The organism is Terribacillus sp. DMT04, assembly GCF_019056395.1.
GTDB classification, from domain to species: domain Bacteria; phylum Bacillota; class Bacilli; order Bacillales; family Amphibacillaceae; genus Terribacillus; species Terribacillus aidingensis_A.
The window spans coordinates 2,335,286-2,360,094 of sequence record NZ_CP077639.1; the positions used below are offsets into that span (position 1 = coordinate 2,335,286).

Consider the following 24,809-nt stretch of genomic DNA (forward strand, 5'->3'; position numbering starts at 1 on the left):
TCAATCCTCTCCGTCTACGCGATAACAGCTGATAACTCGTTTTACGACATCTAAATTTTCCAGCTGTTGTATGCTTTTTTCGATTTGCTGTTTGCTATGCTTATGTGTCACCATTACAACCTCAGCTGTTTTGGAGTTTGCACGCGGTAATTGAAGAATTTTTGCAAACGATACATTTTCACCGGCGAATACATTCGTCACCGCATGGAAAGCACCTGTCTGGTCCTCTGCTTCTACGCGAACAAAATACTTCGCATGTTTCTGTGAATTGTCTTTTAATGCTTTTTTGTACTGCGGTGTCACATAAGCTTTTCCACTGACCCCTAGGCGGACATTTTTGACAACTTCCATCAAATCCGATACAACTGCCGTAGCTGTTGGCAATCCACCAGCGCCCGGACCGTAGAACATCGTTTCGCCGACTGCTTGCCCGTATACATAAACCGCATTATATTCATTTTTCACTTGTGCCAGCGGATGGGCTGTCGGCAGCAAAGTAGGCTCCACGCTTACTTCGACTTTGCCATCATCCATTGCTGCAATACCAATCAATTTCATCTGATAGCCTAATCTTCCGGCAAAATCTATGTCTTCCTGCGTTATAGAAGTGATACCAGAAACTTCAACATCTTCATAAGCGACAGGCATCTTAAATGCTAAATTGGCTAATAACGTCATCTTGCGCGCTGCATCCAAACCTTCAACGTCCGAAGTCGGATCTGCTTCAGCGAATCCAAGTGCTTGCGCTTCCTGTAATACTGGTTCAAAAGCAAGATTCTCATCAGTCATCTTCGTCAAAATAAAGTTTGTTGTTCCATTAACAATTCCCATTACTTTTTGAATTTTATCGGATGCAAGTCCGTCACTTAAGGTTCGGAGTATAGGAATACCGCCAGCCACACTTGCTTCGTAATAGATATCGGTATTATATTCCTGCGACAATGCAAACAGTTTATCGCCTTGCTCAGCCATCAAGTCTTTGTTAGCTGTTACGATATGCTTGCGGTTGCGGATGCTGCGTTCGAGCAGCTGATACGTATCGTCCATGCCGCCCATCACTTCGACTACAATATCAATAGCAGGGTTATCGGTAATATCTGACGGTTCTGTCGTCAGAATGCTAGCATCCCCGATGTATTCCCGTTTCTTTTCTTTGTTTTTCACGAGTACTTTGGCTACTTCGACTTCACAGCCAAGTTTGTAGCGGATTTGTTCTTGATGATTCTGTAAAATCTGTACGACTCCGCTTCCGACTGTTCCTAGTCCGCATAAGCCGATTTGAATCTTTTGTTTCATCTCGCCCATCTCCTGTCCGCCTGAAATAAACAAATGTTTTTATATAATGGACATTATAACGCTATGAATCTATTACCGCAACCACATTTACAAATAATTTTCCAACACAGGTATCTCGAGGGAACGAGTATCCACTTGCATATACTGAAACAAGCCCGCCAAACGCTGCTCATACATATGCTGCTGCATGACAAGTGTTTCATATGCTGCGCCTGCTGTTCCGGTTAACCCTTGCTCCATTTGATCAAATATGTGCAATGGCATAACGAGACGCGCATACAATAGACGCATGCCAAAAACAGACAGTGGACGTGCCTGCATATAAGCAGGAAGAAATTCTTTGATGTCTCCCTCTTCTTCTTTTCCAAAAGCAACTCGGGTATATTCAGCTAAATCACGTGCTGGGTGATCATAAATAATCTGATGCGGCAGGACATACGTTTCTTTTAATTCAGATTGATATTTCATAAAAACAGTCGCAGCCTGGTCGGCCTCCGTAAAACGGAACTCGCCATTCGTCTCATTTACATATTGAATAGCCAGTTCTGATCTGCCCATCACATAAGGAAAAGTATCTAAAAAAAATCGTTCTCCATGCGTTAGCGGACGTTTTTGATAAATCTCCGCATACAGCTTTTCTCCCTGCGCTAAGCGAGCCGTCCATAACTCACTCCACATACCGTAACTGGACAACGTGTCGGGAGCGAATGGACAAGCAGCTCCCAGCTCGTGAAAAGCTGCTAATTCTGCTCCGTGCGCACCTAGTCGCAAAGGATAAGGTGGCGGCATCTCCACGACAAGATAAGGGGTATTTTCATACACAGTAATAATTTGACCTTCTGTCGTGATCAGCGGCTGTGCAATGCGCGGAAATCCGTTTTCCTGCATATATGCCGTTATCGCTGCCAATTCATAATAACTGTCTTGTTCCGTTCGAGCTGGTATAATGACATAAAGATGCTCCATTGTCTGATAAGCGTGATAATTCCGGTAAGAGACGGGTTTTCCGGTGAATCCCGGTATATATTGCTGCATCAGCTGTAGCACACACAAACACCTCCTGCTACATTTTATGAAACAACTAGAAGAATCATGTTCCAGAGCAGAGGGTTGACGCATAAGCTAACAGGGTATACTGCTAACCGAATCATACATAGAAAGTGACGTGATCATATGACAGCAGAATTAGAGAAAAAAGCACGCGAATGGCTGATTGAACGAGGTGTACAAGTAGAAGATATCGCTGAACTGGTACATTACCTGCAGGAAAAATACTATCCTGGTCTGACAATGGACCGGTGTATTTATAATGTAGAGCGTGTATTATCCAAAAGAGAAGTCCAAAACGCCATCCTGACTGGTATCCAGCTGGATGTTCTCGCAGAACAGGGAAAACTGGAACAGCCGTTGCAGGATACATTAAAACGTGATGAAAGCTTGTATGGAATTGATGAAGTCATCGCTCTATCTATCATCAATCTCTATGGATCAATCGGATTTACGAATTACGGCTATATCGATAAACAAAAGCCTGGTATTTTGGAGAAGCTTAACGATAAGAGCAGCGGGGAATGTCATACTTTCCTGGATGACATCGTCGGAGCCATCGCAGCAGCCGCTGCCAGCAGACTCGCGCATAGTCAAAATGAAGAAGAAAATATAGACGGATGAAAGAAGAGCAGCCTGCATCATAAGGCTGCTCTTCTTTCATGCAAAGCGAATTATTTTACCTCATGAGTAGCCAAAACTAGGCTTCCTTCATATAGTGTAAACGTCTGATACACAAGGAGGAAATTACTTGGAAAACACAAACGCAGGCTACCCAAATCACTTGGCATGGCATGAAACACTCGAATTACATGAACTAGTCGCTTCCCAAGCTGTGGCTTTAATGAAGCTGAAACAATTCATTGGAAATGTGAATGATGGTGAACTGCGCTCTATTTATGAGCAGACGATTAAAGGCCTTGAGACGAATTTGAACGAATTGCTGGCTTTCTACCCTTCCGCACCCAGCCTGCAAGATCAAGCAGAAACACGAAATACATATACTGCCTTTTTTGCTGGTGACTTGCTCGTCTTTGCGAAAACTTCTGTTCGTAACTATGCTATTGCTATCACAGAAACAGCCACTCCAGTACTGAGAGAAACACTGCGAAAACAACTGCAGCGCGCCATTGATACGCACGCAAAAATCTTTGACTTTATGTACAGACGCGGACTTTATCCATCCTATAATTTAGAACAGCTGCTGCAAAGTGATATTCAAAATGCCAGCAAAGCATTAAAGATGGGATATTAACTGCTAGTCAGACATAGAAAAAGGAGCAGCCTAATCTCCTAGGCGTGCTCCTTATTTAAATTCCCATTCATCCAATGAATCAATTGTATAGGTTGGCTTCGGATGCAGCATTGGCAGCTCATCTCGCTTTGTAAAACCAGTGCAAACCATGAGCGTGTCCATACCTGCTCGAATGCCAGCTGTAATATCGGTTAGGTAATTATCTCCGACCATGACGACCTGCTCTGTATCCAGCTCTAACAGCTTTCTCGCCTGTTCCATCATAATGCTTTCCGGTTTACCAATAAAGATTGGCTCTATTCCTGTACTTACGGACACAACAGCTGTTAAAGAACCATTTCCTGGCATCATTCCTGCTTCAGTCGGAAGCGCTTTGTCACTGTTCGTAGATAGGAACGTAGCACCTGCCCGAACTAATAAGCATGCTTTTGCCAGCTTTTCATAGGTAATAGCTGTATCCAATCCAATAACGACGTAATCACAGTTGTCATCAGCGATAGTGAGTTCTTCTTTCGCTAAAGCATCAAACAAACCTTCCTCCCCTATGGCATAAACACGGGCAGCTGGCTTTTGTTCCCGTATATACGCTGCTGTCGCCATACTGGTTGTAAACACGTCTTCAGGATCAGCTTCAATATCCATTTGGCGCAGCTTGGCAGCTACTTGCTCTTGTGTGCGCGTCGAGTTATTCGTCACAAACAAATGTTTCCTGCCAGCTTGCCTTAGTCTATGAATAAATCCAGGAGCAGCCTCTATTCGTTTGCTGCCGAGATACATGGTTCCATCTAAATCAATTAAATAGCCGTCATATGCTTTCATCAATCTTGATCGCTCCTTGCGAAAGCGGAAGCTGTCCGCGTCTCATTCACTAAATAAGCTCTGACCCATTCCACGTATTGTGCAAGAAGTGCATGGTGCTTGTCCATCGTGTCTGCCAGCACTTGATGGTTTACATGCAAATAATTCCCCGTAAGCATTTTACGCAGCGCAATAATTTCTTTAAAAGCTGGGGCTGTGTTTTCGGCGATTACCTGCTCATCAGCAAGAATATCGATAATATCATCATAGCTGCCCGGATCACGCATGATGAATCCATCAATTACACTATTGCCCGTATCCAATATCGCTTCAATGAGCAGCTGCACGCGGCGTTCCATCGCTAGCTTGCTTGTGAGCTCTTCAGCTGACGTTATATCAGCAGCAAGCAGCTCTTCCATATATGTAAGTATTCCTTCAATCTTTTGTTTATCCACAAAGTACATCGTATTAGCCCCTCTCTTTACACGTTCACTTTGCCGCTATTTTTTTCACAACAAAATACGCGCAGCCAAAATTACAATACTCATACAGATAATCTTCCAATGTGCTTATTTTCGTATCAAAGGTGGATTTTGGGTTTTCGTCGTCAAAGAAGCCTTTTAAACGCAGCTGCTCATATCCCCAATCTCCTACAATATAATCATATTTTGTCAGGATCTCGCTATAGCGATCGTGAAATGCCTGTTCTTGAAAGGCATTCTTAACATCCTGTACTACTTCGTACTGTTTGCCTTGTATGGTAGTTTTCACCAGCTATCGACTCCCCTATCTTGTTTCTAGTGTAGCATATTTTGTCTGTAATTTCGCTCCTCTTCCATTGATCCGCTAATAGCAGTTATGAAATTTCAAACACTGTACAAACTAACGGCAAACAAGTAAAGAAAGGTGAGCAGCATATGAAAAAATTGCATCTTGTCATACTGCTAGTTGTCCTGCTGAGCAGCTGTCCATTGCCTGCTTCCGCGGAGCAAGCAAACAAAGAAAGTAATGCAAAACTTGAGCGCATGGCCCTCTACAAGAAGACAGCAGCGGCAACAGGGCTGCCGTGGTACTATTTAGCTGCCATCGATCAATACGAACATAATCTGCCAGCGGCAACAAAAGCAGACACAGAGAAACTGATTGCTATCACGATTCCTGAGGAGAAATGGTTTGGGATAACAGAACATAAAAAAGCAGCGGCGAATGAGTCCACTATTTCTTGGTTTCAAGGACTCGGGCGGGATGGCAATGGCGATGCTTTAGCTGATCCGGATAATCCAGAGGATGTACTTTTTACAATCGCTTCCTTTATTCAGCGCACTGGCACGACTAAAAACGATATTAAAATTGCCCTTTGGAATTATTATGAGCGCGATTTAACTGTCCAGACGATTATGAATACCGCAAAGGTTTATGAGCAATTCGGTACAATTGAACTGGACAAGCGTTCCTTCCCGCTCCCACTCCATCATAATTACAGCTATCGAAATACTTGGGGAGATGCCCGCGGTTTTGGGGGACGACGTATTCATGAAGGTACTGATATTTTCGCTAACTACGGTGTTCCTGTTTATGCTACGACTTATGGTGTTGTCGAATTGAAAGGCTGGAATTTGTATGGCGGATGGCGCATTGGTCTGCGTGACAGCAATAATATTTACCATTATTACGCGCATCTGAATGGGTTTGAAAAGGGTGTATCTGTTGGGAATATCGTCAAACCTGGTGATGTAATCGGCTATGTCGGGGCAAGCGGATATGGACCGCCGGGTACGTCGGGCAAATTTCCTCCTCATTTGCATTATGGTATGTACAAGGATAACGGACGCTCTGAGTTTTCGTTCGACCCGTATCCGTACTTACGTATATGGGAACAGAAATCAAAACAGCAAAAAAAGGAAGGCTGATTTATTCGCCTTCCTTTTGCATTGGAATAGAAAAAGATGGTGAAGATCCAGTTTCCCCTCCGCCACTATAAAATTCAGGCACCTGCCCTTGGATGACGGTACTGCCAAGCAGCACATCCTGCGTCACAGTTGTTGTCTTGGTGGAGAAAGGAATAATAATCCGAACATTTGCTTTAATTTCGACCATAAACACAAACATAGCGTTATTGATGCCATACTCCTCGACCTTCACATCTACACCTGACTCCACATAACCGATCATTTCAAATTTAACAGGTATCTTCGGACCAAGATTAGCTAGCAAAGCATTATTGCTTGCTTGGCCAAGTGGAATGTCAACAAGTGTTGGGTCTTCTTCCAGCTGCTCTTGAATAATATCCGCTGCCGCTTCCTCAGCAAGCTGTTCCTCACTCACTGCAGGCATTTTGCCATCTTCCATAAGCCGAAGATAATTTTGCACTCGGAACGTCACTTTACGCAGCACTTCATTAACCGTTGCTGCATCCCAGCTGGCATGTGTAACATTTCCATTTGTATCTTTCTCTACTTGCACGAATGCATTCAAGTCCAAATCAGCTTCCTTTTCCGCCTGCACAGCCTGGTTAATTGCCTGTTTGGCAAATTGCTCTGTTTTTGTTTCTGCAATTGCCATTAAAGTTGGCTCGAGCCCTTTGTTTACCAGCCATAAACTCAGCGAAATAAACAATGCAAAAAGCAAGAGACTCATGAAAAGCACATGACGAAAGGAAGGTGGTGCTTTAGAAGCTCTGCGCTGCCATGGACGCATGAAAAAACCCCCTTGGTCAAGCATATGCTTGCCCAAGGGGGCTTAGAATAGGAACTAGTGTGACTCTGCAGCTGTCGAACAAGCTACAACCGTTATATTCAGATGTTCATATAAATTGACCTCATAAGGATCAGGTTCTGTCCCATCTGCTTCCTCTAAGATCCGGACAATCGGTCTCGTGTTGATATCCTCATTCTGCCGGATGACAATACCTGCCCGCCCATCACTCAGACGGACAGTTAAACCGGTCGGATAAATAGCCACACTTCGTTTAAAAGCTTCTACCATTTCCATATCAAACAGCTCTCCCGCACCAGCAAATAATATCTCCAAGCCTTCATGCGGCAGCATTGCATCCCGGTAGACACGGTTGCTTGTTACAGCATCAAATACATCGGCAATTCCAATAATCTTTCCGTATAAATGAATATCTGAACCTTGAATGCCGCGCGGATAACCGGATCCGTTCATTCGTTCATGATGCTGATAGGCACAATGTGCAATGACAAGCGGAATGTTATTCATTTTACGTAGGTAATGGAAACCTTTTGTTGTGTGCTCTTTAATTTTCTCAAATTCTTCATCGTTTAATTTGCCAGTCTTCTGCAGCACTTCCTGGGGTACAAACATCTTTCCAACGTCATGCAATATGGCTCCGAAACCAATTTCCTCCACGACCGAAACAGGCAGCTTCATCTCATTAGCGATAGCCATCGCATATAGTGCAACATTAACCGAATGTGAAAAAATATAATCATCAAATATGAGCATATCGGAAAGAATTGTCAGCGTCTGACGTTTAGGCCGCAGATTACTCACCATCTCTTGAATCGATGTTGTAATCTTATCTGTCATCTTTTCCGTCAAATACTTCCCATTGTCGCTCTGTTTAATCTCTTGAAAGGATTTGTAAATGACCTGCATCGCTTTTAGCCGTTCCTCGCTGGAAGTGGAGAATTCAAGCTCGACGTCCAGAAGCCGGTCATCCCGTATATAAACGTAGGTATATCGCAGTGCCTTCAAACGATTAATCATTTTTCTCGTCAGTTCAACGTCTCGTTGAACCAGAATGCTGCCTTTGTCGTTGTATACAGGCTGTGCAAGCTTGCTGCCGGGTTTTACTGATTTTGTCGCAACTAGTCTCATTGTTGCACTCCTAACCTCTCCAACATTCCATTCTGATAAAATAGTACCAGAAAATCGGAAAACAATCTAGATTGAAGAAGCCAAGGTTCGACAATTTTTTTACGAAATTAGCATTAAAGCTTCCTTACCGATCAATCCAGCTCGCCATCCATATGCTATGGAAGCATTTGTTACTTTTTCCAGCGGTGCATCAAGCAGCTGCTGGATTGTTTTGACTCCAACTGCTCGCCCTGAAATAATGTTGCGATCCGCGAGCTTCTCGTTAAGTAAATCCACGTCCAGTGCGCCGCACATAATATAGCCAACATCATTTGATATGACAAGCAATGTTGTTTTCGGTAGTTTCACTGTCACAGCTGTAAACGGCTTGCCTTCTATAAACATCGGTTCAACAGTCATCAATTGAAAACACCTCCGCTATATCCTATGTTGGATAATCGGAGGTGTTAGCTCATTTTTCAATTTCCCGCAATGCACCGAGAAGTAAATCACGAAGCATTTCCGGCATAAAGTACTTTTTTCCTTCTGCTTGCTTAATACCCGGAAGCAGATTGCCAAATGTGAATGTGTCTGCCATTGCTGCCGAATAAACTTTTTTCCGGTCTAGCGATTCTCCTGCTATTTTCAGGTTTATTGCTTGCGGTTTTTCAGCTGTTCCGGCAATGTCGAATGTCAATCCGCTATAAACCATTTTTCCAATCACTTCACCGCGGAAGCCAAATCCTTTGAGCGGGAAAGTTACAAAATCAGGCTGCAGGGCAGCGGTGACAATTTCCTCTAAGACACTTCCTGTTAACTGAACAGTCGCCGGATTAATTGGATGGGGACAAATTCGATGAATATCCATGTAGGAAACATTACCTGCCGGGAAACTCTCCAACAGTACACCTGCATTGAGAAAAGCAAAATCTGCCTTTGTCCAGCGTCGCATATAATCTGTTAAAAGATCCATTGCACGAGAATCTTCATACGGAGAAACTGGCAGCGGCGACGATAAAACGGCAGCTGACTGCTGCATCGCTTTTGCCGCATTTTCTTCATAAGCTGCGACATGCTCTCTTGCAGCTTCATCCTCCTTCAAGTCAGCAACCGGAATCACGCGCGCCTGCTTATCTGTCAAACAGCCAAGTTCTGTATCCCATGTTATTTCTACTTCACCAAAATAAAAACCTTGCTTGCCCGCAGTTGTAATTAAGCACTGATTCACATATTCGCTTTCCTGCAGCAAATGATGCGTATGGCCGCCAATGATAACATCAATCTCATCAAAAGCAGCAGCAATGTCTCTATCTGCATATAACCCGAGATGTGAAAGAAGAATGAGTACATCACAGGAATCGCGGAGGGTATGAATTCTTTGCTCCAGAATTTCCATTGGGTCTTGAACATCCCAGCCGATCAGGTTATAAAAATCCGGGAACGGTGCAGTAAGCCCTATCATGCCTACCTTTACGCCGCTTGCTGTTTCTACGACCCAAGATGGTTCCATCCAGTCCGGATCTTCTTCTTTCTTTGAGTGGAGATTCGCAACCGCCACGCGAAATTCCGCCTCATCATAAAGATGATACAAATCCTCGTAATCAAGGGTGATGCCTTCGTTATTTCCGATTGTAGCAAAGTCATAGCCTGCTTCGTTCATTAAGCTTATATTGGCTTTCCCGCGAAAAGCTTCTGCAATCGGCCGGGATCGATCCACATGATCACCAATATCAATCAGCCAGCATGTCTCTCCGGCATCTTTTAGCTTCTGCTTATTCTCTTTCAAATAGCCGACAATTTTCGACCAATTTTCGAAATAGCTATGCAAATCGTTTGTGTAGTTGATCGTCAGCTTTTTCTGCATCCTTCTCTACTCCTTTATGACGACAAGCCATCCCAGATTAAACGGATGGCAACTAATATAAGCATAATACGTAATATCCAGACAACTGTATTTCCTTTTAGCAACTGGTTAATCTTCGCCCCAATAATTCCGCCCAGAATTGCTCCTGGTATAAAGGCGAATACATAAACCCATTCCACGTGGCCGAGCGAAATATGCGTAATCGTACTGACAATACTGAGGAAAAACACCATAAACATACTTGTCGCTACAGCAACGTGAGCCGGAAATCCAAACAACAGAATCATCGCCGGCACCATAAAGCTGCCTCCGCCAATTCCAAACATCCCCGAAAGCAACCCAACGAACAGCGATAATAAGAAGGCTGCAAGAAATCGGAAACTATACGTGTATGTGTTTCCATCCAGTTCTTTTGTAACAATGATTCCTTTCAGATTGGTTTTCTCTTGCTCTTTCCGTTTTACAAAGAACATAAAGAAAACAATTAATACTAATATACCAAAATAAAGCGAGAAACCGTCTCCCGATACAAACCGGTTCAGGAATGAGCCCAGAATTGCTCCCGGTACTCCGCCCGCCAAGAAAATGAGGCCGCTTTTGTAATCGACTCTTCCGCTTTTCATGTAGGTTAGCGTAGATGATAAAGCAGTAAATATCATGACAATAACAGAAACACCAACGATTGTTTGCGGTGTTGCCCAGCTGAACTTATCCCAAAAACTGCTTAAAATTAACAGCAGCGGAACGAGGATAATGCCTCCTCCTAAACCTACCAAACTGCCCAATGCGGCAGCGAGAAGCCCTATTAGTAAACTTACGGCAAAGACCATCATTATCCCTTCCATCTTCTATGTAATTTAAAAAAGGCGTGACTGTATAACACAGTCACACCATTATAACAGAAATTATTTATATTTGACCGATCCGCCGTTCACTGGGAATTCAGCTCCATTGACATAGGATGCTTTATCCGAAGCAAGAAAGACAATAACATTGGCAATCTCTTCCGGCTGTCCAATTTCACCGCGCGGTATCTGCCGGACTTCTTTCGCAAAATAGCTGACAGCCTCTTCGCCTTCTCTGTCAAACTTGTTTGACAGCATGTCGACCATGCCACCCGGCTTATTCCACAGTGTTGTACGGGTTGGGCCAGGAGAAACGACATTTACGCGGATATCTCCGCCAAACTCGTCCGCCAATGCTTGCGTCAAATTTAACACTGCTGCTTTGCTGCCGCTATAGTCAATTGCAAATGAATCTGGTACGTGCCCGCTTTCAGAAGCAATATTTACGATACTCGCTCCCGGCTGCTTTTTCAGCTCAGGGATGGCCGCCTTCGTTAATGCCACCACCGAGAACAAATTGGTTTCAAACGTTTCTTTCCAAATATCCATTGTCACTTCCATAAAGCTATCTTTATAAGTGGCAATTCCAGCTACATTGGCCAAAACATCGAGCTTCCCGAAATGAGAGACAGCCGTCTCGACTACTTTCTCCGCAGCACCTTCTTCTGTCAAATCAATCTCGAGCGGCAAAAAGGCAGAACGATTCGAGGCATCTTCCTCTACATAATCGGTCTGCAAACTCACACCAACTACTTTCGCCCCTTCATCAAGAAACGCTCGCACTGCAGCCAGACCAATTCCGTCATTGGCACCAGTTACAATGGCTACTTTATTTTTCAAATTATAGCTCATGGTTTCATCTCCCTTATCTTTCACATAAAAGAGATGTTCCCATTGTATGAAAAAAACAAACATCAGTAAGATTCAATCTACTGCTTAGAATCATCAATGCCTTTGTGAGGCAACTTCTCTTTATACAATTTTAGCGTCGCTACAATGAGGAAGCTGACAATGACTAATAAAAGCCATGAACTTACTTTGCCAAGATGCACGAGACTCCATGCATCTGCTTGATTTGGATATTCCCAAGCACCGAAGAACGTGGCAATATTTTCGGCAATCCAGATAAAAAAGCCGATAAGAACAAAGGACAGTGCAAGCGGCATACGATAACGAACTTGGTTCACTTCGTATGTAACCCAAGCTCTCCAGAATACGATAATAACGAGTCCTGATAAAATCCACCTTACATCCATCCAATAATGATGCGTAAAGAAATTCACATAGATTGCAGCAGCTAGGGGAACAACCGTTAGAAAAGGCGGCCAATTTACCAAGTTTACCTTCAATCTTCTCCAAGCTTGGCATAAATAGCTTGCGACACTTGCATACATGAACCCGCTGTATAGCGGCACTCCAAATATTTTCGAATATCCTTCGTCAGGATAAGACCAGGAGCCCATATGCACTTTGAAGAGTTCCAAAGCAAGTCCGATTATATGAAACAACGTAATGACTTTCAATTCATCCTTTGTTTCAAGGCCCGCACGCACCATCACTAGTTGCATCAGTACACAGATAACCAGCAGCCAATCATAGCGTGGAAGAAAAGGAAGCGGAAAGATTTGTGTCAGCGCCAAAGATGCAAAAATAACAACTGGAAATAAACAAGATAGTGCCTGACCCCAGCCGAAATGAATCAGCTGCTTTACGGCTCGAATTCCCTTAGATTCCCATGTGCTTCTATCAGATGCTATCGTATCCTGATTTGCATACACGCTATTCTTCTCCATCACTTCCATTCCTCTCTGTATCCAATTTTTGTATTCGTAGAATTACTGGCTGTGATTATCTTCTTCAGCTTGATATTCCAATATGTCACCTGGCTGACAGTCTAATGCTTTACAAATCGCGTCTAATGTTGAAACACGAATCGCCTTTGCCTTACCATTCTTTAAAATAGAGAGATTGGCCATTGTGATGCCAACCCGCTCTGATAGTTCTGTCACACTCATTTTTCTTTTTGCCAGCATTACGTCAATATTTATTATAATCGCCATTTTATTCTCCTCAGACCGTCAAGTCGTTTTCTGATTTTATATCAATGGCATTTTTCAGCAGCTTTTGCAGAACAGCAGCAAAAATCGCTACTACTAGTGGTCCGAATATAAGCGCCATTCCTACCAAAATTAGACCTGGGGCGTCATCCCTCTCAGCCACAACATAAATTAACGGCAAAAGAATAATGTAAACAACACTAATCGCCATTGCGCAGAGTTTAATATTTTTTAATGCCCTAACAGACAAATCGGAAAAAGCTACATTTTTATCAATAAAACCAAGCAAGCGGAAAGATTGATAAAGAGCTAAAAAGTATGCCAATGCTGTTACATACAAGCCAACCAAGACTAGATATTTTAAAAATTCTACTTCTGGATAATAATCTGCTGAACCAAAAGCTATATTCGGAATTGCAAAGATACATAATGCAAGAACCGGTAAAGCCATGAACAATAAAGCAGCCTTTAAAAAGAGTGTTTCTCGTTTCATACTAAGCACCTCATTTCATTTCTATAACTGATTCTAATACATCATTTATCGTTTTACAATAAATAATTGCCGATAAGTATTATTTTATTATTGTTTAAATAAAAAACATCCCCACAAGGAGATGTAAAGAAAATCATTTTATCTTACTAACTGCAAGGATCTTGTCAGTTTAATATAAAAGATATGGTCACTTGCTGACGAAGTCTATACTTCCAAAACTAGAAATAGCCATCATAATAAATAATAAAAAAACGGAGTCCGTCTTCTGAGACGTGACTCCGTTTTTTTGTTAACCGATAGAACCTTCCATTTCGAACTTAATCAAACGGTTCATTTCTACGGCATATTCCATTGGAAGTTCTTTCGTGAATGGCTCGATGAAGCCCATTACGATCATTTCTGTTGCTTCTTCTTCAGAGATACCACGGCTCATCAAGTAGAACAATTGCTCTTCGGATACTTTGGAAACTTTCGCTTCGTGTTCCAAGGAGATGTTCTCGTTGAAGATCTCGTTGTATGGAATCGTATCGGAAGTGGATTTGTTATCCATAATCAGCGTGTCACACTCGATATTAGAGCGTGCACCGTCTGCTTTCTTACCGAAATGAACGATTCCGCGATACGTCACTTTACCACCTTGCTTGGAGATGGATTTAGAAACAATCGTTGAAGAAGTATTTGGTGCCAAGTGCATCATTTTCGCGCCGGCATCCTGGTGCTGGCCTTTACCAGCTAGGGCGATGGACAATGTCATACCGCGAGCGCCTTCTCCTTTAAGGATAACCGCAGGGTATTTCATTGTAAGTTTAGAACCGATATTACCATCAATCCATTCCATCGTACCATTCGCATCAACTGTCGCACGTTTTGTAACCAAGTTGTAGACGTTGTTTGCCCAGTTTTGAATCGTTGTATAACGGCAGTAAGCATCTTTTTTAACGAAGATTTCTACAACCGCACTATGCAAAGAATTCGTTGTATAAACAGGAGCTGTACAACCTTCTACATAATGCACAGAAGCACCTTCATCTACAATGATAAGTGTACGCTCAAACTGCCCCATGTTCTCGGAGTTGATCCGGAAGTAGGCTTGCAATGGTGTATCCGTTTTAACACCCTTCGGTACATAAATGAAGGAACCGCCGGACCATACAGCAGAGTTTAGTGCAGCAAACTTATTATCAGATGGCGGAATCAATTTACCGAAGTGCTCGCGGAAAAGATCTTCATTTTCTTTAAGCGCTGTATCTGTATCCTTGAAGACGATACCCATTTCTTCCAGGTCTTCTTTCAAGTTATGATAAACAACCTCTGATTCATATTGCGCAGAAACACCTGCAAGGTATTTTTGTTCAGCTTCTGGAATACCAAGTTTATCAAATGTGTTTTTGATTTCTTCTGGTACTTCATCCCAAGAACGCTCGGAACGCTCAGAAGGTTTTACGTAATACGTGATTTCATCGAAGTCAAGCTCAGCAAGGTCTCCGCCCCACTGTGGCATTGGCTTCTTGTAGAACTGCTCCAATGATTTAAGACGGAAGTCCAGCATCCATTGTGGTTCTTCTTTTAACTTAGAGATTTCTTCAACAATCTTCGGTGTAAGGCCTTTTTCCGTACGGAAAATGGACACATCACGGTCGCTGAAGCCATATTGGTAATCTCCAATTTCAGGCGCTTTTTTAGCCATGGTAAAGCCTCCTTCAAGATTTATCTATTCTACACACGACAGTGTTCACAATTTATTTCTTTTCGACGCCTTGCTCCATCGCCTTCCAGGCGAGTGTCGCACATTTAATGCGGGCTGGGAATTTTGCAACTCCTTGCAGTGCCTCAATATCACCAAGCTCCAAATCACCAGGATCAATCTCTTTCCCTAACATCATATCAGAAAACAGCTCTGACATCCGAAGCGCATCTTCTACACGTTTTCCTTTGACAGCTTGTGTCATCATGGAAGCAGAAGACATGCTGATCGAACAGCCTTCTCCATCAAATTTTGCATCTTTTACCTTGCCATCCTCTACTTCGAGATGAAGCTGGATACGGTCACCGCATGTCGGGTTGTTCATATCGACTACAAGTGCGTCTCCTTCCAGCTTACCACGATTGCGCGGATGTTTATAGTGATCCATGATCACTTGGCGGTACAGTGTATCTAAATTATCAAAAGACATTGCCGAAAAACTCCTTCGTTCTTGTCAGACCGCTGACAAGTTGGTCGATATCGTCTTCGGTATTATAGACGTACATACTTGCTCGGGCAGTTGCTGTCGCCTTCAGCCAGCGCATAAGCGGCTGTGCACAATGATGGCCGGCACGTACTGCAATCCCCATACTGTCGAGAGCTGTAGCCGTATCATGCGGATGCACACCGTCAATATTGAAAGTAACAACAGCAGATCGTTTGTCAGCTCCAGGTCCATAAATATCCAGACCTTCAATCTCGCGCATACGTTCCATTGCGTAATTTGTCAGCTTCTGATCATGTGCTTCGATCTCATCCATACCGATTTGATTAAGAAAATCAATCGCAGCGCCAAGACCAATGGCACCAGCAATAATCGGAGTTCCTCCCTCAAACTTCCAGGGAAGCTCTTTCCATGTGGAATCGTATAAATGGACGAAATCAATCATTTCACCGCCGAATTCCACCGGCTCCATTTCTTCCAGCAATTCCTGCTTTCCGTAAAGGATTCCGATTCCTGTTGGGCCGCACATTTTGTGACCGCTAAAGCAATAGAAATCGCAATCGATTTCCTGCACATCTACTTTCAGATGAGGAGCCCCTTGTGCACCGTCTACGAGTACAACAGCATTCTGCCGATGAGCAAGTTCGACGATTTCTTTTATTGGATTGATTGTACCCAAAACATTAGAAACATGTGTCAAAGCTACGATTTTTGTTTGCGGACCAATCGACTTTTTCACATCGTCCATGTTCAGTGTACCATCATCATTTAATTCAAAGTATTTTAATGTAGCGCCAGTCGCTTTGACAGCTTGCTGCCAAGGAATGATGTTGCTGTGATGCTCCATCGGTGTAATGATTACTTCATCACCAGGTTTCAAGTTTGCACGAGCATAACTATGCGCAACTGTATTGATGGCAGTCGTTGTACCGCGTGTAAAAATGACTTCCTTCGTGCTTCTGGCGTTGATGAACTGCTGCACCTTTTCCCTGGCACCTTCATATTTATCCGTAGCCCGGGTTCCCAGCGTATGCACACCGCGATGCACATTGCTGTTATCGTTCCGGTAATAAGCATCCACAGCTTCCAAAACCGCAAGCGGTTTATGGGAAGTTGCAGAAGAGTCCAAGTAGACCAGCGGATGTCCGTTGACCTCTTGATTCAGAATCGGGAACTGTTCACGGATAGAGCGGGCATCCATTAGTTTACTTTCCCTTCAATTACCTGTGTCAGCTGATTTTTTACTGTTTCAATTGGCAGCTGGTTTACAACAGGTGCAAGGAATCCATGGATAATCAAACGTTCTGCTTCCTGCTTGGTGATTCCGCGGCTCATCAAGTAATAAAGCTGAAGCGGATCAACACGGCCTACAGAAGCTGCGTGTCCGGCAACTACATCATCTTCATCAATTAAGAGAATCGGGTTGGCATCACCACGAGCGCCTTGGCTAAGCATTAAGACACGTGTTTCTTGGGTAGCGTCTGATTTGCTGGCACCATGCTCGATTTTACCAATACCATTGAATACAGAGCTTGCCTGTTCTTTCATAACACCATGGGATAAGATGTTTCCGACGGAATTCTTACCAAAGTGAATAATGTTCGTTGTAAAGTTTTGGATTTGTTTTCCGCGTCCCACAACAACACTTTTCGCTTCTGAACCAGAGTTATCTCCGATTAAGTGTGTGATATGTTCACTGATTGTGTTTCCGTCATTCATTTGACCGATTGCCCAATCAATGCGTGCATCACGATAAGCAACACCGCGGCGTTTCGCATAAACAGTCGTACCTGCAGCAAAGTTATCCACTGCGCCGTAAGATACGTTCGCATTGTCTTCGGCAATTACTTCCGTTACCACGTTAGCAAATGTTGCTGTATCAGCATTGTGAGAAATGCTGTTTTCTACATACGTTACCGAGCTGTTCGCTTCTGCAACAATCAAGATATGGTTAAAGGAAGCAACACTGTCATCTTCCTGCCAGAAGATTGTTTGAAGCGGCTCTTCTACCACGACATTCTTCGGAACATAGACGAAGACACCGCCGTTCATTAGAGCTGCATGTAAAGCAGTCAAACGGTCTTCATCTACACTTACTGCATCCTTCATGTAATAGCGCTTCACAAGGTCAGCATGCTGCTGCAGCGCAGTGAAGATATCCGTAAAGATAACGCCTTGCTTGCTCCATTTTTCATCAAGTGCAAGGTATGCAGCACTATTGTTGCGCTGAATGTACAAGTTAGGTGCATTGTCTGCATCAATTAAAGCAGCAACGCTTGCCGGCAGCTTGTCCAATGCATCAATTTTGCTGCCTTCTGTTTCATGCACATACGTATCAAAGTCCCAGTTTTTGATCCCAGTCTTATCGGGTTTTGGCATGTCCAAAGATTCCGATTGAGAAAGAGCTTGCTGACGAAGATCCTTCATCCATTCAGGCTCATTGCGGGAACTGGAAAAACGGCTGATATATTCATCGTTATATGGTTGCTTCGTTTCAACAGTCATAAGATCCCTCCTCCAGTTTACGCGTTAATTGTTTCGTCTTCGATGTTAAGCTCTTGTTTAATCCAGTCATATCCTTCAGCTTCCAAACGTTTAGAAAGCTCAGAACCGCCGGATTTAACGACACGGCCTTGCATCATAACGTGAACGAAGTCAGGCTCAATGTAGTTTAGCAAACGCTGATAATGGGTAATAATTAGGCAGCCGAAGTTTTCGTCGCGCAATCTGTTAATACCTTTTGCAACAACTTTCAGTGCATCGATATCAAGACCGGAATCAATCTCATCAAGAATACCGATTTCTGCTTTCATCATAAGCAGCTGCAGAATTTCATTACGCTTCTTCTCACCGCCGGAGAAACCTTCGTTCAAGTAGCGCTGTGCCATGTTCTTATCCATTTCAAGGAAGTCCATTGCTTCGTCCATTTCTTTAATGAACTTCATCAATGGAATCTCGTCGCCTTCTTCGCGGCGTGCGTTAATAGAAGAACGCAAGAAGTCAGAGTTTGTTACTCCGCTGATTTCACTTGGATACTGCATAGCAAGGAATAGACCGGCACGAGCACGCTCGTCCACTTCCATTTCCAATACATCTTCGCCGTCAAGCGTGATGCTTCCGCTTGTTACTTCATATTTTGGATGACCCATGATTGCGGATGCCAATGTGGATTTACCAGTACCGTTTGGTCCCATTACCGCATGGAATTCTCCGCTTTTTATCGTAAGGTTTACACCTTTAAGTATTTCCTTATCTTCAATCGAAACATGTAGGTCTTTAATCTCTAAAACTGAACCTGCCATTATTAACCCTCCGATAGCTGCTATTTTATAAATTTTGATAATGTTTATTTAAACACATTATCAATTTATTCTCATTATAATCTTAAAGCATTGTACAACACTTATCAACTTTTTTACCAGATAAAAACACGCTTTTAACATGTTCATCTTCTATTGTAACACATTTCTATTTTCGACAAAAAATAATGCCCTTGTTGAGAATCCAACAAAGGGCATGAGAATATTATTCTGTTGTATCTACAGGCAGGATTGCCCCTTGGTACTCTTCTTCAATAAATTGCTTGATATCATCAGAATGAAGCACATCCATTAGTTTCTGCAATGCTTCGTTATCTTTATCTTCCGGATTAGCAGCAATAATATTTCCATAAGGAGAGTTTGTTTCTTCAAGTATAAGCGCGTCCTCAGAAGGTTTAAGACCGGCTTCCAATGCGTAGTTTGTGTTGATAACTACAAGTGCGTCTTCTTCTCTCTCGTACGTCTCAGGCAGAATTGCTGGATCTACTTCCATGCTGAATTTCAAATTTTTCGGGTTTTCAGCAATGTCATCAAATGTCGCATTGACAGGTTTGACATCATCACTAATTTTGATTAGACCTGCATTCTGGAAGATAGAAAGCACACGTCCTTGCTCAGCAGGATTTCGACCCACTAGCACTTCTGTACCTTCTTTAATATCCTCGACACTTTTAATGTTCTTAGAGTAGATACCCATCGGCTCTAAGTGGACCGCTCCCAGACTGATTATGTCATCTTCTTCGCCTTCTGTCTCTTCATTATAATTATCTAGATACGGAATGTGCTGGTAGTAGTTCGCATCAAGATCACCATTTGCCAAGTCTTGGTTCGGGAAGATATAGTCTTGATATTCTTCAATTTGAAGATCAATACCTTCATCTTCCAACAGTGGTTTTGCTGCTTCAAGAATTTCTGCGTGCGGTGTACTTGAGGCACCGACTTTGATTGTTTTCTCGTCTGAGCTGCTGTCTGAAGAATCAGAAGAACCGCAGGCTGCCAAGAAAATCATAAATACAGCCGATAAAATAACTAATAATGACTTTTTCATGTAAATCTCTCCTTTAACGTTTATCTAATTTATTGGAAATATAGTCACCTATAAACTGGATAACAAATACCAATATAATAATTAAGACAGTACACAGAATAACAACATCTGTCTGGCGGCGCTGGAATCCATAGAAGTAAGCAAAGTCACCTAATCCGCCTGCTCCAATCACGCCCGCTACTGCCGTAGAACCAATAAGTGCAATTGCTGTAACTGTGAGACCGGAAACCAAAGCCGGAGTCGACTCTCTCAACAATACTTTGACCATAATTGTTGCGTTCTTAGCTCCCATTGCTTTCGCTGCTTCTACTACACCATGATCAACTTCTTTAAGTGCAATTTCTACTAGTCTTGCATAAAATGGTGCTGAACCAATGATTAAAGCCGGCAATGCTGCCGAAGGACCGCGAATCGTACCCATTAGGAAATCAGTAAATGGCAGCAGCAAAACAATTAAAATAATAAACGGAATCGCTCGGAAAACGTTCACGACTGCTGCTACAATGCCATAAACAATTTTATTCTCCCAAAGCTTTCCTTTACTAGTCAGGTAAAGCAATAATCCAAGGATAATACCAATAATAAATGTCCCAATCAACGAAAGAATGGTCATATAGAATGTCTCATAGATGGCTGTGTTCAAATCTGCTATATCTACATTAGGAAACCATTTCTCAAGCAAGCTCCTGCACCTCCGCTTTTACATTTGCACTGCGGATGAAGTCCAGTGCCTTCTCCACTTCTGTTTCACTGCCTACTAATTGCAAAAATAGACTGCCTACCGCTCCGCTGTGTGTCTGAAGCACGTTTCCTTGCAGAATGTTAATGTCTACATCACATTGCTTTGCAGTTTGACTAACGATAGTCTGATTCACATTTTCACCTGAGAAAGAAAGTTTAATAATCGTTCCTGTTCCTTCATTCAATACAGCTGATGACAAGGACTCATATTTCTCACTTCCATCAAGCTGCTGCACAAAACGCTTCGTGACTGCCTGCTGCGGGTTCTGGAATACATGTACGGCATCCCCTTCTTCCACAACTTTACCTGTATCCATAACAGCTACACGGTGACAAATCTTACTAATTACGTTCATTTCATGAGTAATAAGAATAATCGTCAACCCTAGACGTTTGTTGATGTCTACTAACAGGTCTAAGATGGAATCTGTTGTTTCTGGATCGAGTGCAGAAGTTGCTTCGTCACAAAGCAGTACTTTCGGATCATTGGCAAGGGCACGAGCAATACCAACACGCTGCTTTTGTCCGCCGCTCAGTTGAGATGGATAAGCATTTTCCCGTCCTTTCAATCCAACCAGCTCGATTAAACGGTCTACTTTTACTTTTCGTTCCTTCTTCGGTACACCTGCAATTTCCAATGGAAAAGCAATATTCTGGTGCACAGTTCGGGACCAAAGCAAGTTAAAGTGCTGGAAGATCATGCCGATCTCCTGTCTGGCAAGACGCAACTCATTCTTTTTCTGTTTGACAATGTCTTTGCCATCAATAATTATTTCACCAGAAGTCGGTTCTTCGAGACGGTTCAGCAGGCGTACAAATGTACTTTTACCAGCACCGCTGTAGCCGATAACGCCGAAGATCTCACCTGAATCGATTGTCATATTCAGTTGATCGACTGCTGTAATATTCTGTTTTTTCGTGCGATATGTCTTGGAGAGGTTCTTGATAGTGATCAATTCCGCTCCTCCTTTCTATGTGCTTTTTAAGCATAAAAAAAGCGTCTTTTTGTTTGAGAACAAAAAGACGCTTCCTAAGTGTCAATAATTGTTCTCTCATCTGTACAGGTTTCCCTGCAGGAATTGGCACCATACAGGATTACCTGTGGTTGCCGGGCTTCATCGGGCCAGTCCCTCCGCCACTCTGGATAAGAGTTTCGTATATGATTGCTATATTGGAGTTTAGCATTAGTCAATAATTCTGTCAATATATTTTACAGACTATTCTCCGCTCCAAGAAGCAGCAGTGCTTCCATTAGCAGTATATGCTGATAATCACCATCGACTTCCTGCTCGGTCCGAAGACTGCGCAGTTTTATCGTACCCTTAAGAAGTTGCTGCACCGTCTGTTCATCCGTCCGGATATGCAACAAACCATAGGGCTTTGGAGCAGGTGTTGTGAGGCTGCTTCGATCAATATACAAATCGTAATGGTCATGACCCCAGTCAATGAAGACTTTCAGCCGTTTATCATTGCATAACGGCAGTAAATCTTCTCTCTCTTCAATTTGCCTTTTTAGCTTCGTCAAATGTTCCATGATCATCCAGCATCCCTCCTCCACCTGTATTTGGCTCTTTACACCCTATTTTCCTGCAAGAAAAAACAGCTTTCCGTATGAAAGCTGTTTTATTCGCTGATCGTCTTTGCCAGCATATGCTGGACTGACTGAAAAGCATATGTCTTATCTTTTACTTGACCATCTTGGAAAGTAATGAGACAAGGTACACTTTCAATTTGATGCTGCTGCATAAAGTCTGGGAACAAAGAGGCGTTCAGTTTATGATAATATTCTGTTTTCATGACCGCCTCTACTGTCTGCAGCATCTTTTCAGCCAGTTGGCAGGTGCCGCAAAATGGCGTATGCACGAAGATCTTTGCCTGTCCTTCTTGGATGATGGCCTCGACATTCGTTTCAATAATATTAATATTTCATCCCTTCTTTCTTCAGACGAGGAAGAATGGATGCACCATGATACTTCTGCTAAGCAGGGCTGTGGCTAATTCAGGGGCCGGGGTAGCCGCTACCTCTCGATAGGTTCTGTCTACGTAAATATGCTGGGCATGCGGCAGCTCACGGGCTAACTGTTTTCGCAGCTTATGACCGGCGCTGTCCTCATCCACCATAATATATACTTCCTTGTGATCCAAGTCATAGTCATACAACAGCTGCTCCAGCCGCTCGATACCCAACGTGCCATTGGTGCAGATGATCGTCACTTCCTCATCGATGATCTTTCTTATCTGCTCTTTATCCGAACGTCCTTCTACGATAATGACTTTTTCCTCATCACCCATTTTGGCATCACCTATTCTGATCGATATTTGATTGCTTCTTTGCCCGTGCTCCGAATAAAGGCAGCTTAGCAATGACGCTTGCCATATTATATGAACAGAAACCGCCGCCCTTGCCAACAGATATCAACAAGGGCTCCAAAAAGTTAATCTTCTTTGATTTTCGCCTCATATTCTTCAGTGGAAAGAAGACGCTCATAGGCTGCTTCATCATCTGTTTCGATTACGATCATCCATGCTTTCTCATATGGGGATTCATTTACGAATTCCGGGCTGTCGTCCAAGTCTTCATTGACAGATACGACTTTACCGCTGAGCGGAGCATACAGTTCAGAAACTGTTTTGACAGATTCTACGCTGCCAAATGGCTCGTCCGCTTTTAATTCGTCACCAACCGACGGAAGCTCGACGAATACGATGTCGCCTAGTTCATCTTGAGCGAAGTCAGTAATACCAATGCGGTACTGGCTGCCTTCTTCTTTTTTGATCCATTCATGTTCATCTGTATAACGAAGATCTTTCGGTAAGTTGCTCATAATAATTCCTCCACCTATTTTCTACAAGAATAGCTAACATATTTACTATAAAAGCTAATAGCTAAAATTACCACCGTTTAGCTTAATTTGCAGCTGTCACAGACGTATATACCTCTGGTTTAAAACCGACAGCCGCTTGATTTTCGCCAATAAGGAGCGGACGTTTAATTAGCATGCCGTTCTCAGAGAGCCAAGCTTTTAACTGCGCATCATCCGCTTCTTTGATTTTGTCTTTGTAGCCGCCTTCGCGATACACTTTGCCGCTTGTATTGAATAATTTCGTCAATGGCAAGCCGCTTTTATCCGCTGCTTCTTGCAGCTCTTCCGGACTGGGAGGTGTTTCTACAATATGTATTGCTTCATAAGGGATTTGGTGCTCCTCAAGCCACTTTTTCGCGTTTTTACATGTACTGCAATTTGGATACCAATAAAATCGGAACATACAGATCTCCTTCCTTTTAATACTGCTATTTTAGCATAGTCCTCTCCATCATGGTGCAGAATAATCAGCAGAAAATCGGACACGATAAATAGGAAAAAGGAGGGATTCTCGTGCCGTTAGATAATTCACAAGATGTGATGCTCCAGCCGCCGGAAATGATTTCAGGAAAAGATTTGCTGTATTTAAGTGATATGCTCAATTGGAACTTGAATGCAGCCAAAAAAGCGCAGCATGCTGCCGGCGAATTGCAGCTGACAGATGCGCAGGAAGCATTGCACACCGTTGGCCAAATGCATCAGCGTCATTACGATATGCTGCTTGAGCATCTTAAAACAAAACCGCTTAATTAAGGAGGTCACACAATGTCAGAGAGCCAAAAGATCCAAAATACCCAAACACCTGTACCGACTACACAAGGCATGAACGACCGTGATCATATTACTGACTTGCTTGCTACAGAGAAATACATGACAGCATCTTATAGTACCGCTTTAAATGAAATGAGCAATCAGTCATTGTACGAAACAGTTGCTCGCATATTTAAGGAAACGCAGGACGCCCAGCGCAATTTGTATAATCTCATGTTTCAGCATGGCTGGTACAGCTTAGAAGAAGCTCCTCAGCAAAAAGTAGAGCAAGCTTACCAGCAGTTCAGCCAAACACGTCAAGAACTGCCGTATACATGAAAAGCGAACGGACAATCTGCAATGGTTGTCCGTTTTTTCTCTTGTGCACCAAAAGAGCTTATTGACGAAATACTTTCAAAC

32 protein-coding genes and 1 riboswitch are annotated in these 24,809 nt (G+C 43.0%); of the genes, 5 read left to right on the forward strand and 27 right to left on the reverse strand.

Translation table 11 applies throughout. The annotated features are described in order from the left end of the window. Both KS242_RS12355 and KS242_RS12360 read right to left on the reverse strand, forming a co-directional pair. Entirely contained in the window at window positions 1-1,296 is a 1,296-nt protein-coding gene (locus KS242_RS12355) for a homoserine dehydrogenase (RefSeq protein WP_217321608.1), read from the reverse strand. An 87-nt stretch (window positions 1,297-1,383) separates the two neighbouring features. Beyond that, window positions 1,384-2,343 carry a protein kinase family protein gene (locus tag KS242_RS12360; RefSeq protein ID WP_217321609.1) on the reverse strand — a complete coding sequence of 320 codons (960 nt, stop codon included), beginning with the start codon at window positions 2,341-2,343 and terminating at the stop codon, window positions 1,384-1,386. A 126-nt stretch (window positions 2,344-2,469) separates the two neighbouring features. Between KS242_RS12360 and KS242_RS12365 the strand changes: the two genes are divergently transcribed. Both KS242_RS12365 and KS242_RS12370 read left to right on the forward strand, forming a co-directional pair. Next, complete coding sequence (locus KS242_RS12365) at window positions 2,470-2,967, forward strand: phosphatidylglycerophosphatase A family protein (RefSeq protein ID WP_217321610.1); 498 nt, start codon at window positions 2,470-2,472, stop codon at window positions 2,965-2,967. A gap of 127 nt (window positions 2,968-3,094) precedes the next feature. Then, complete coding sequence (locus KS242_RS12370) at window positions 3,095-3,598, forward strand: spore coat protein (RefSeq protein WP_254391698.1); 504 nt, start codon at window positions 3,095-3,097, stop codon at window positions 3,596-3,598. Between the two features lie 51 nt (window positions 3,599-3,649). Here the strand turns inward: KS242_RS12370 and KS242_RS12375 are convergent, their stop codons facing one another. The 3 genes from KS242_RS12375 to KS242_RS12385 are packed head-to-tail and all read right to left on the reverse strand — an operon-like array spanning window position 3,650 to window position 5,167. Then, window positions 3,650-4,417 carry a TIGR01457 family HAD-type hydrolase gene (locus KS242_RS12375; protein ID WP_217324146.1) on the reverse strand — a complete coding sequence of 256 codons (768 nt, stop codon included), beginning with the start codon at window positions 4,415-4,417 and terminating at the stop codon, window positions 3,650-3,652. After that, window positions 4,417-4,860, reverse strand: coding sequence for a DUF86 domain-containing protein (locus tag KS242_RS12380; protein WP_217321611.1), 444 nt, complete (start codon window positions 4,858-4,860; stop codon window positions 4,417-4,419). Before KS242_RS12380 ends, KS242_RS12375 begins: the two co-directional genes overlap by 1 nt. A gap of 25 nt (window positions 4,861-4,885) precedes the next feature. Then, entirely contained in the window at window positions 4,886-5,167 is a 282-nt protein-coding gene (locus tag KS242_RS12385; RefSeq protein ID WP_254391699.1) for a YutD family protein, read from the reverse strand. Between the two features lie 146 nt (window positions 5,168-5,313). Here KS242_RS12385 and KS242_RS12390 point away from each other — a divergent pair, with 146 nt between their 5' ends. Next, entirely contained in the window at window positions 5,314-6,306 is a 993-nt protein-coding gene (locus tag KS242_RS12390) for a M23 family metallopeptidase (protein ID WP_217321612.1), read from the forward strand. A 1-nt stretch (window position 6,307) separates the two neighbouring features. Here the strand turns inward: KS242_RS12390 and yunB are convergent, their stop codons facing one another. From yunB to KS242_RS12500, 22 genes are all read right to left on the reverse strand, one after another. Beyond that, entirely contained in the window at window positions 6,308-7,093 is a 786-nt protein-coding gene (gene yunB, locus KS242_RS12395; protein WP_217321613.1) for a sporulation protein YunB, read from the reverse strand. A 54-nt stretch (window positions 7,094-7,147) separates the two neighbouring features. Next, window positions 7,148-8,239 carry an HD-GYP domain-containing protein gene (locus KS242_RS12400; protein ID WP_217321614.1) on the reverse strand — a complete coding sequence of 364 codons (1,092 nt, stop codon included), beginning with the start codon at window positions 8,237-8,239 and terminating at the stop codon, window positions 7,148-7,150. 99 nt (window positions 8,240-8,338) lie between these two features. After that, complete coding sequence (locus KS242_RS12405) at window positions 8,339-8,638, reverse strand: YunC family protein (protein ID WP_371747636.1); 300 nt, start codon at window positions 8,636-8,638, stop codon at window positions 8,339-8,341. Window positions 8,639-8,690: 52 nt separating this feature from the next. After that, the gene (locus tag KS242_RS12410) at window positions 8,691-10,082 is read right to left on the reverse strand and encodes a bifunctional metallophosphatase/5'-nucleotidase (protein ID WP_217321616.1); all 1,392 of its coding nucleotides are present in this window, start codon (window positions 10,080-10,082) and stop codon (window positions 8,691-8,693) included. Window positions 10,083-10,096: 14 nt separating this feature from the next. Next, the gene (locus KS242_RS12415) at window positions 10,097-10,912 is read right to left on the reverse strand and encodes a sulfite exporter TauE/SafE family protein (protein WP_217321617.1); all 816 of its coding nucleotides are present in this window, start codon (window positions 10,910-10,912) and stop codon (window positions 10,097-10,099) included. Between the two features lie 75 nt (window positions 10,913-10,987). Continuing rightward, entirely contained in the window at window positions 10,988-11,779 is a 792-nt protein-coding gene (locus KS242_RS12420; RefSeq protein ID WP_217321618.1) for an SDR family NAD(P)-dependent oxidoreductase, read from the reverse strand. 77 nt (window positions 11,780-11,856) lie between these two features. Further along, on the reverse strand, window positions 11,857-12,648 hold the full coding sequence (locus KS242_RS12425) for a DUF817 domain-containing protein (RefSeq protein WP_217324148.1): 792 nt from the start codon (window positions 12,646-12,648) through the stop codon (window positions 11,857-11,859). A gap of 114 nt (window positions 12,649-12,762) precedes the next feature. Then, complete coding sequence (locus KS242_RS12430) at window positions 12,763-12,987, reverse strand: helix-turn-helix domain-containing protein (protein ID WP_217321619.1); 225 nt, start codon at window positions 12,985-12,987, stop codon at window positions 12,763-12,765. Window positions 12,988-12,997: 10 nt separating this feature from the next. Further along, on the reverse strand, window positions 12,998-13,477 hold the full coding sequence (locus tag KS242_RS12435) for a DUF2975 domain-containing protein (RefSeq protein WP_217321620.1): 480 nt from the start codon (window positions 13,475-13,477) through the stop codon (window positions 12,998-13,000). Window positions 13,478-13,766: 289 nt separating this feature from the next. Further along, a complete protein-coding gene (gene sufB, locus KS242_RS12440; RefSeq protein ID WP_217321621.1) occupies window positions 13,767-15,164 on the reverse strand; it encodes a Fe-S cluster assembly protein SufB in 1,398 nt (465 codons plus the stop codon). Window positions 15,165-15,216: 52 nt separating this feature from the next. Further along, window positions 15,217-15,651: a Fe-S cluster assembly sulfur transfer protein SufU gene (sufU, locus tag KS242_RS12445; protein WP_217321622.1), complete on the reverse strand. Its 435-nt coding sequence runs from the start codon at window positions 15,649-15,651 to the stop codon at window positions 15,217-15,219. Continuing rightward, window positions 15,641-16,867 carry a cysteine desulfurase gene (locus KS242_RS12450; protein WP_217321623.1) on the reverse strand — a complete coding sequence of 409 codons (1,227 nt, stop codon included), beginning with the start codon at window positions 16,865-16,867 and terminating at the stop codon, window positions 15,641-15,643. Before KS242_RS12450 ends, sufU begins: the two co-directional genes overlap by 11 nt. Further along, complete coding sequence (gene sufD, locus KS242_RS12455) at window positions 16,867-18,171, reverse strand: Fe-S cluster assembly protein SufD (protein WP_217321624.1); 1,305 nt, start codon at window positions 18,169-18,171, stop codon at window positions 16,867-16,869. Before sufD ends, KS242_RS12450 begins: the two co-directional genes overlap by 1 nt. Before the next feature lie 17 nt (window positions 18,172-18,188). Continuing rightward, window positions 18,189-18,968 (reverse strand): Fe-S cluster assembly ATPase SufC, encoded by a 780-nt coding sequence (sufC, locus tag KS242_RS12460; protein ID WP_097039847.1) that lies wholly within the window; start codon window positions 18,966-18,968, stop codon window positions 18,189-18,191. A 223-nt stretch (window positions 18,969-19,191) separates the two neighbouring features. Continuing rightward, entirely contained in the window at window positions 19,192-20,034 is an 843-nt protein-coding gene (locus KS242_RS12465) for a MetQ/NlpA family ABC transporter substrate-binding protein (RefSeq protein ID WP_217321625.1), read from the reverse strand. Between the two features lie 13 nt (window positions 20,035-20,047). Then, window positions 20,048-20,716 (reverse strand): methionine ABC transporter permease, encoded by a 669-nt coding sequence (locus KS242_RS12470; protein WP_217321626.1) that lies wholly within the window; start codon window positions 20,714-20,716, stop codon window positions 20,048-20,050. Beyond that, window positions 20,709-21,731 carry a methionine ABC transporter ATP-binding protein gene (locus tag KS242_RS12475; protein WP_217321627.1) on the reverse strand — a complete coding sequence of 341 codons (1,023 nt, stop codon included), beginning with the start codon at window positions 21,729-21,731 and terminating at the stop codon, window positions 20,709-20,711. Before KS242_RS12475 ends, KS242_RS12470 begins: the two co-directional genes overlap by 8 nt. Before the next feature lie 93 nt (window positions 21,732-21,824). Further along, window positions 21,825-21,926, reverse strand: a riboswitch (SAM riboswitch). Between the two features lie 59 nt (window positions 21,927-21,985). Then, window positions 21,986-22,315 (reverse strand): hypothetical protein, encoded by a 330-nt coding sequence (locus tag KS242_RS12480; protein WP_217321628.1) that lies wholly within the window; start codon window positions 22,313-22,315, stop codon window positions 21,986-21,988. Window positions 22,316-22,398: 83 nt separating this feature from the next. Beyond that, entirely contained in the window at window positions 22,399-22,698 is a 300-nt protein-coding gene (locus KS242_RS12485) for a thioredoxin family protein (RefSeq protein WP_217324149.1), read from the reverse strand. A gap of 18 nt (window positions 22,699-22,716) precedes the next feature. Continuing rightward, on the reverse strand, window positions 22,717-23,067 hold the full coding sequence (locus KS242_RS12490) for a ribonuclease M5 (RefSeq protein ID WP_217321629.1): 351 nt from the start codon (window positions 23,065-23,067) through the stop codon (window positions 22,717-22,719). Window positions 23,068-23,210: 143 nt separating this feature from the next. Then, a complete protein-coding gene (gcvH, locus tag KS242_RS12495) occupies window positions 23,211-23,600 on the reverse strand; it encodes a glycine cleavage system protein GcvH (protein WP_217321630.1) in 390 nt (129 codons plus the stop codon). 82 nt (window positions 23,601-23,682) lie between these two features. Further along, window positions 23,683-24,042 (reverse strand): arsenate reductase family protein, encoded by a 360-nt coding sequence (locus tag KS242_RS12500; protein ID WP_217321631.1) that lies wholly within the window; start codon window positions 24,040-24,042, stop codon window positions 23,683-23,685. Between the two features lie 110 nt (window positions 24,043-24,152). On the opposite strand from KS242_RS12500, the gene KS242_RS12505 reads away from it, so the two are divergent. Together KS242_RS12505 and KS242_RS12510 are read left to right on the forward strand one after the other, a co-directional pair. Further along, window positions 24,153-24,392, forward strand: a complete 240-nt coding sequence (locus KS242_RS12505) for a hypothetical protein (RefSeq protein WP_306278121.1) — start codon at window positions 24,153-24,155, stop codon at window positions 24,390-24,392. A gap of 12 nt (window positions 24,393-24,404) precedes the next feature. After that, window positions 24,405-24,728 (forward strand): spore coat protein, encoded by a 324-nt coding sequence (locus tag KS242_RS12510; RefSeq protein WP_217321632.1) that lies wholly within the window; start codon window positions 24,405-24,407, stop codon window positions 24,726-24,728. Window positions 24,729-24,809: the final 81 nt, after the last annotated feature.

Bases quoted from the DNA above. Each gene is read 5' to 3' on its own strand.
- KS242_RS12355 (WP_217321608.1), bottom strand. From the start codon at position 1,296: ATGAAACAAAAGATTCAAATCGGCTTATGCGGACTAGGAACAGTCGGA.
- KS242_RS12365 (WP_217321610.1), top strand. From the start codon at position 2,470: ATGACAGCAGAATTAGAGAAAAAAGCACGCGAATGGCTGATTGAACGA.
- KS242_RS12375 (WP_217324146.1), bottom strand. From the start codon at position 4,417: ATGAAAGCATATGACGGCTATTTAATTGATTTAGATGGAACCATGTAT.
- KS242_RS12380 (WP_217321611.1), bottom strand. From the start codon at position 4,860: ATGTACTTTGTGGATAAACAAAAGATTGAAGGAATACTTACATATATG.
- KS242_RS12390 (WP_217321612.1), top strand. From the start codon at position 5,314: ATGAAAAAATTGCATCTTGTCATACTGCTAGTTGTCCTGCTGAGCAGC.
- yunB (WP_217321613.1), bottom strand. From the start codon at position 7,093: ATGCGTCCATGGCAGCGCAGAGCTTCTAAAGCACCACCTTCCTTTCGT.
- KS242_RS12400 (WP_217321614.1), bottom strand. From the start codon at position 8,239: ATGAGACTAGTTGCGACAAAATCAGTAAAACCCGGCAGCAAGCTTGCA.
- KS242_RS12405 (WP_371747636.1), bottom strand. From the start codon at position 8,638: ATGACTGTTGAACCGATGTTTATAGAAGGCAAGCCGTTTACAGCTGTG.
- KS242_RS12410 (WP_217321616.1), bottom strand. From the start codon at position 10,082: ATGCAGAAAAAGCTGACGATCAACTACACAAACGATTTGCATAGCTAT.
- KS242_RS12415 (WP_217321617.1), bottom strand. From the start codon at position 10,912: ATGGTCTTTGCCGTAAGTTTACTAATAGGGCTTCTCGCTGCCGCATTG.
- KS242_RS12420 (WP_217321618.1), bottom strand. From the start codon at position 11,779: ATGAGCTATAATTTGAAAAATAAAGTAGCCATTGTAACTGGTGCCAAT.
- KS242_RS12430 (WP_217321619.1), bottom strand. From the start codon at position 12,987: ATGGCGATTATAATAAATATTGACGTAATGCTGGCAAAAAGAAAAATG.
- KS242_RS12435 (WP_217321620.1), bottom strand. From the start codon at position 13,477: ATGAAACGAGAAACACTCTTTTTAAAGGCTGCTTTATTGTTCATGGCT.
- sufB (WP_217321621.1), bottom strand. From the start codon at position 15,164: ATGGCTAAAAAAGCGCCTGAAATTGGAGATTACCAATATGGCTTCAGC.
- sufU (WP_217321622.1), bottom strand. From the start codon at position 15,651: ATGTCTTTTGATAATTTAGATACACTGTACCGCCAAGTGATCATGGAT.
- KS242_RS12450 (WP_217321623.1), bottom strand. From the start codon at position 16,867: ATGGATGCCCGCTCTATCCGTGAACAGTTCCCGATTCTGAATCAAGAG.
- sufD (WP_217321624.1), bottom strand. From the start codon at position 18,171: ATGACTGTTGAAACGAAGCAACCATATAACGATGAATATATCAGCCGT.
- sufC (WP_097039847.1), bottom strand. From the start codon at position 18,968: ATGGCAGGTTCAGTTTTAGAGATTAAAGACCTACATGTTTCGATTGAA.
- KS242_RS12465 (WP_217321625.1), bottom strand. From the start codon at position 20,034: ATGAAAAAGTCATTATTAGTTATTTTATCGGCTGTATTTATGATTTTC.
- KS242_RS12480 (WP_217321628.1), bottom strand. From the start codon at position 22,315: ATGATCATGGAACATTTGACGAAGCTAAAAAGGCAAATTGAAGAGAGA.
- KS242_RS12490 (WP_217321629.1), bottom strand. From the start codon at position 23,067: ATGGGTGATGAGGAAAAAGTCATTATCGTAGAAGGACGTTCGGATAAA.
- gcvH (WP_217321630.1), bottom strand. From the start codon at position 23,600: ATGAGCAACTTACCGAAAGATCTTCGTTATACAGATGAACATGAATGG.
- KS242_RS12500 (WP_217321631.1), bottom strand. From the start codon at position 24,042: ATGTTCCGATTTTATTGGTATCCAAATTGCAGTACATGTAAAAACGCG.
- KS242_RS12510 (WP_217321632.1), top strand. From the start codon at position 24,405: ATGTCAGAGAGCCAAAAGATCCAAAATACCCAAACACCTGTACCGACT.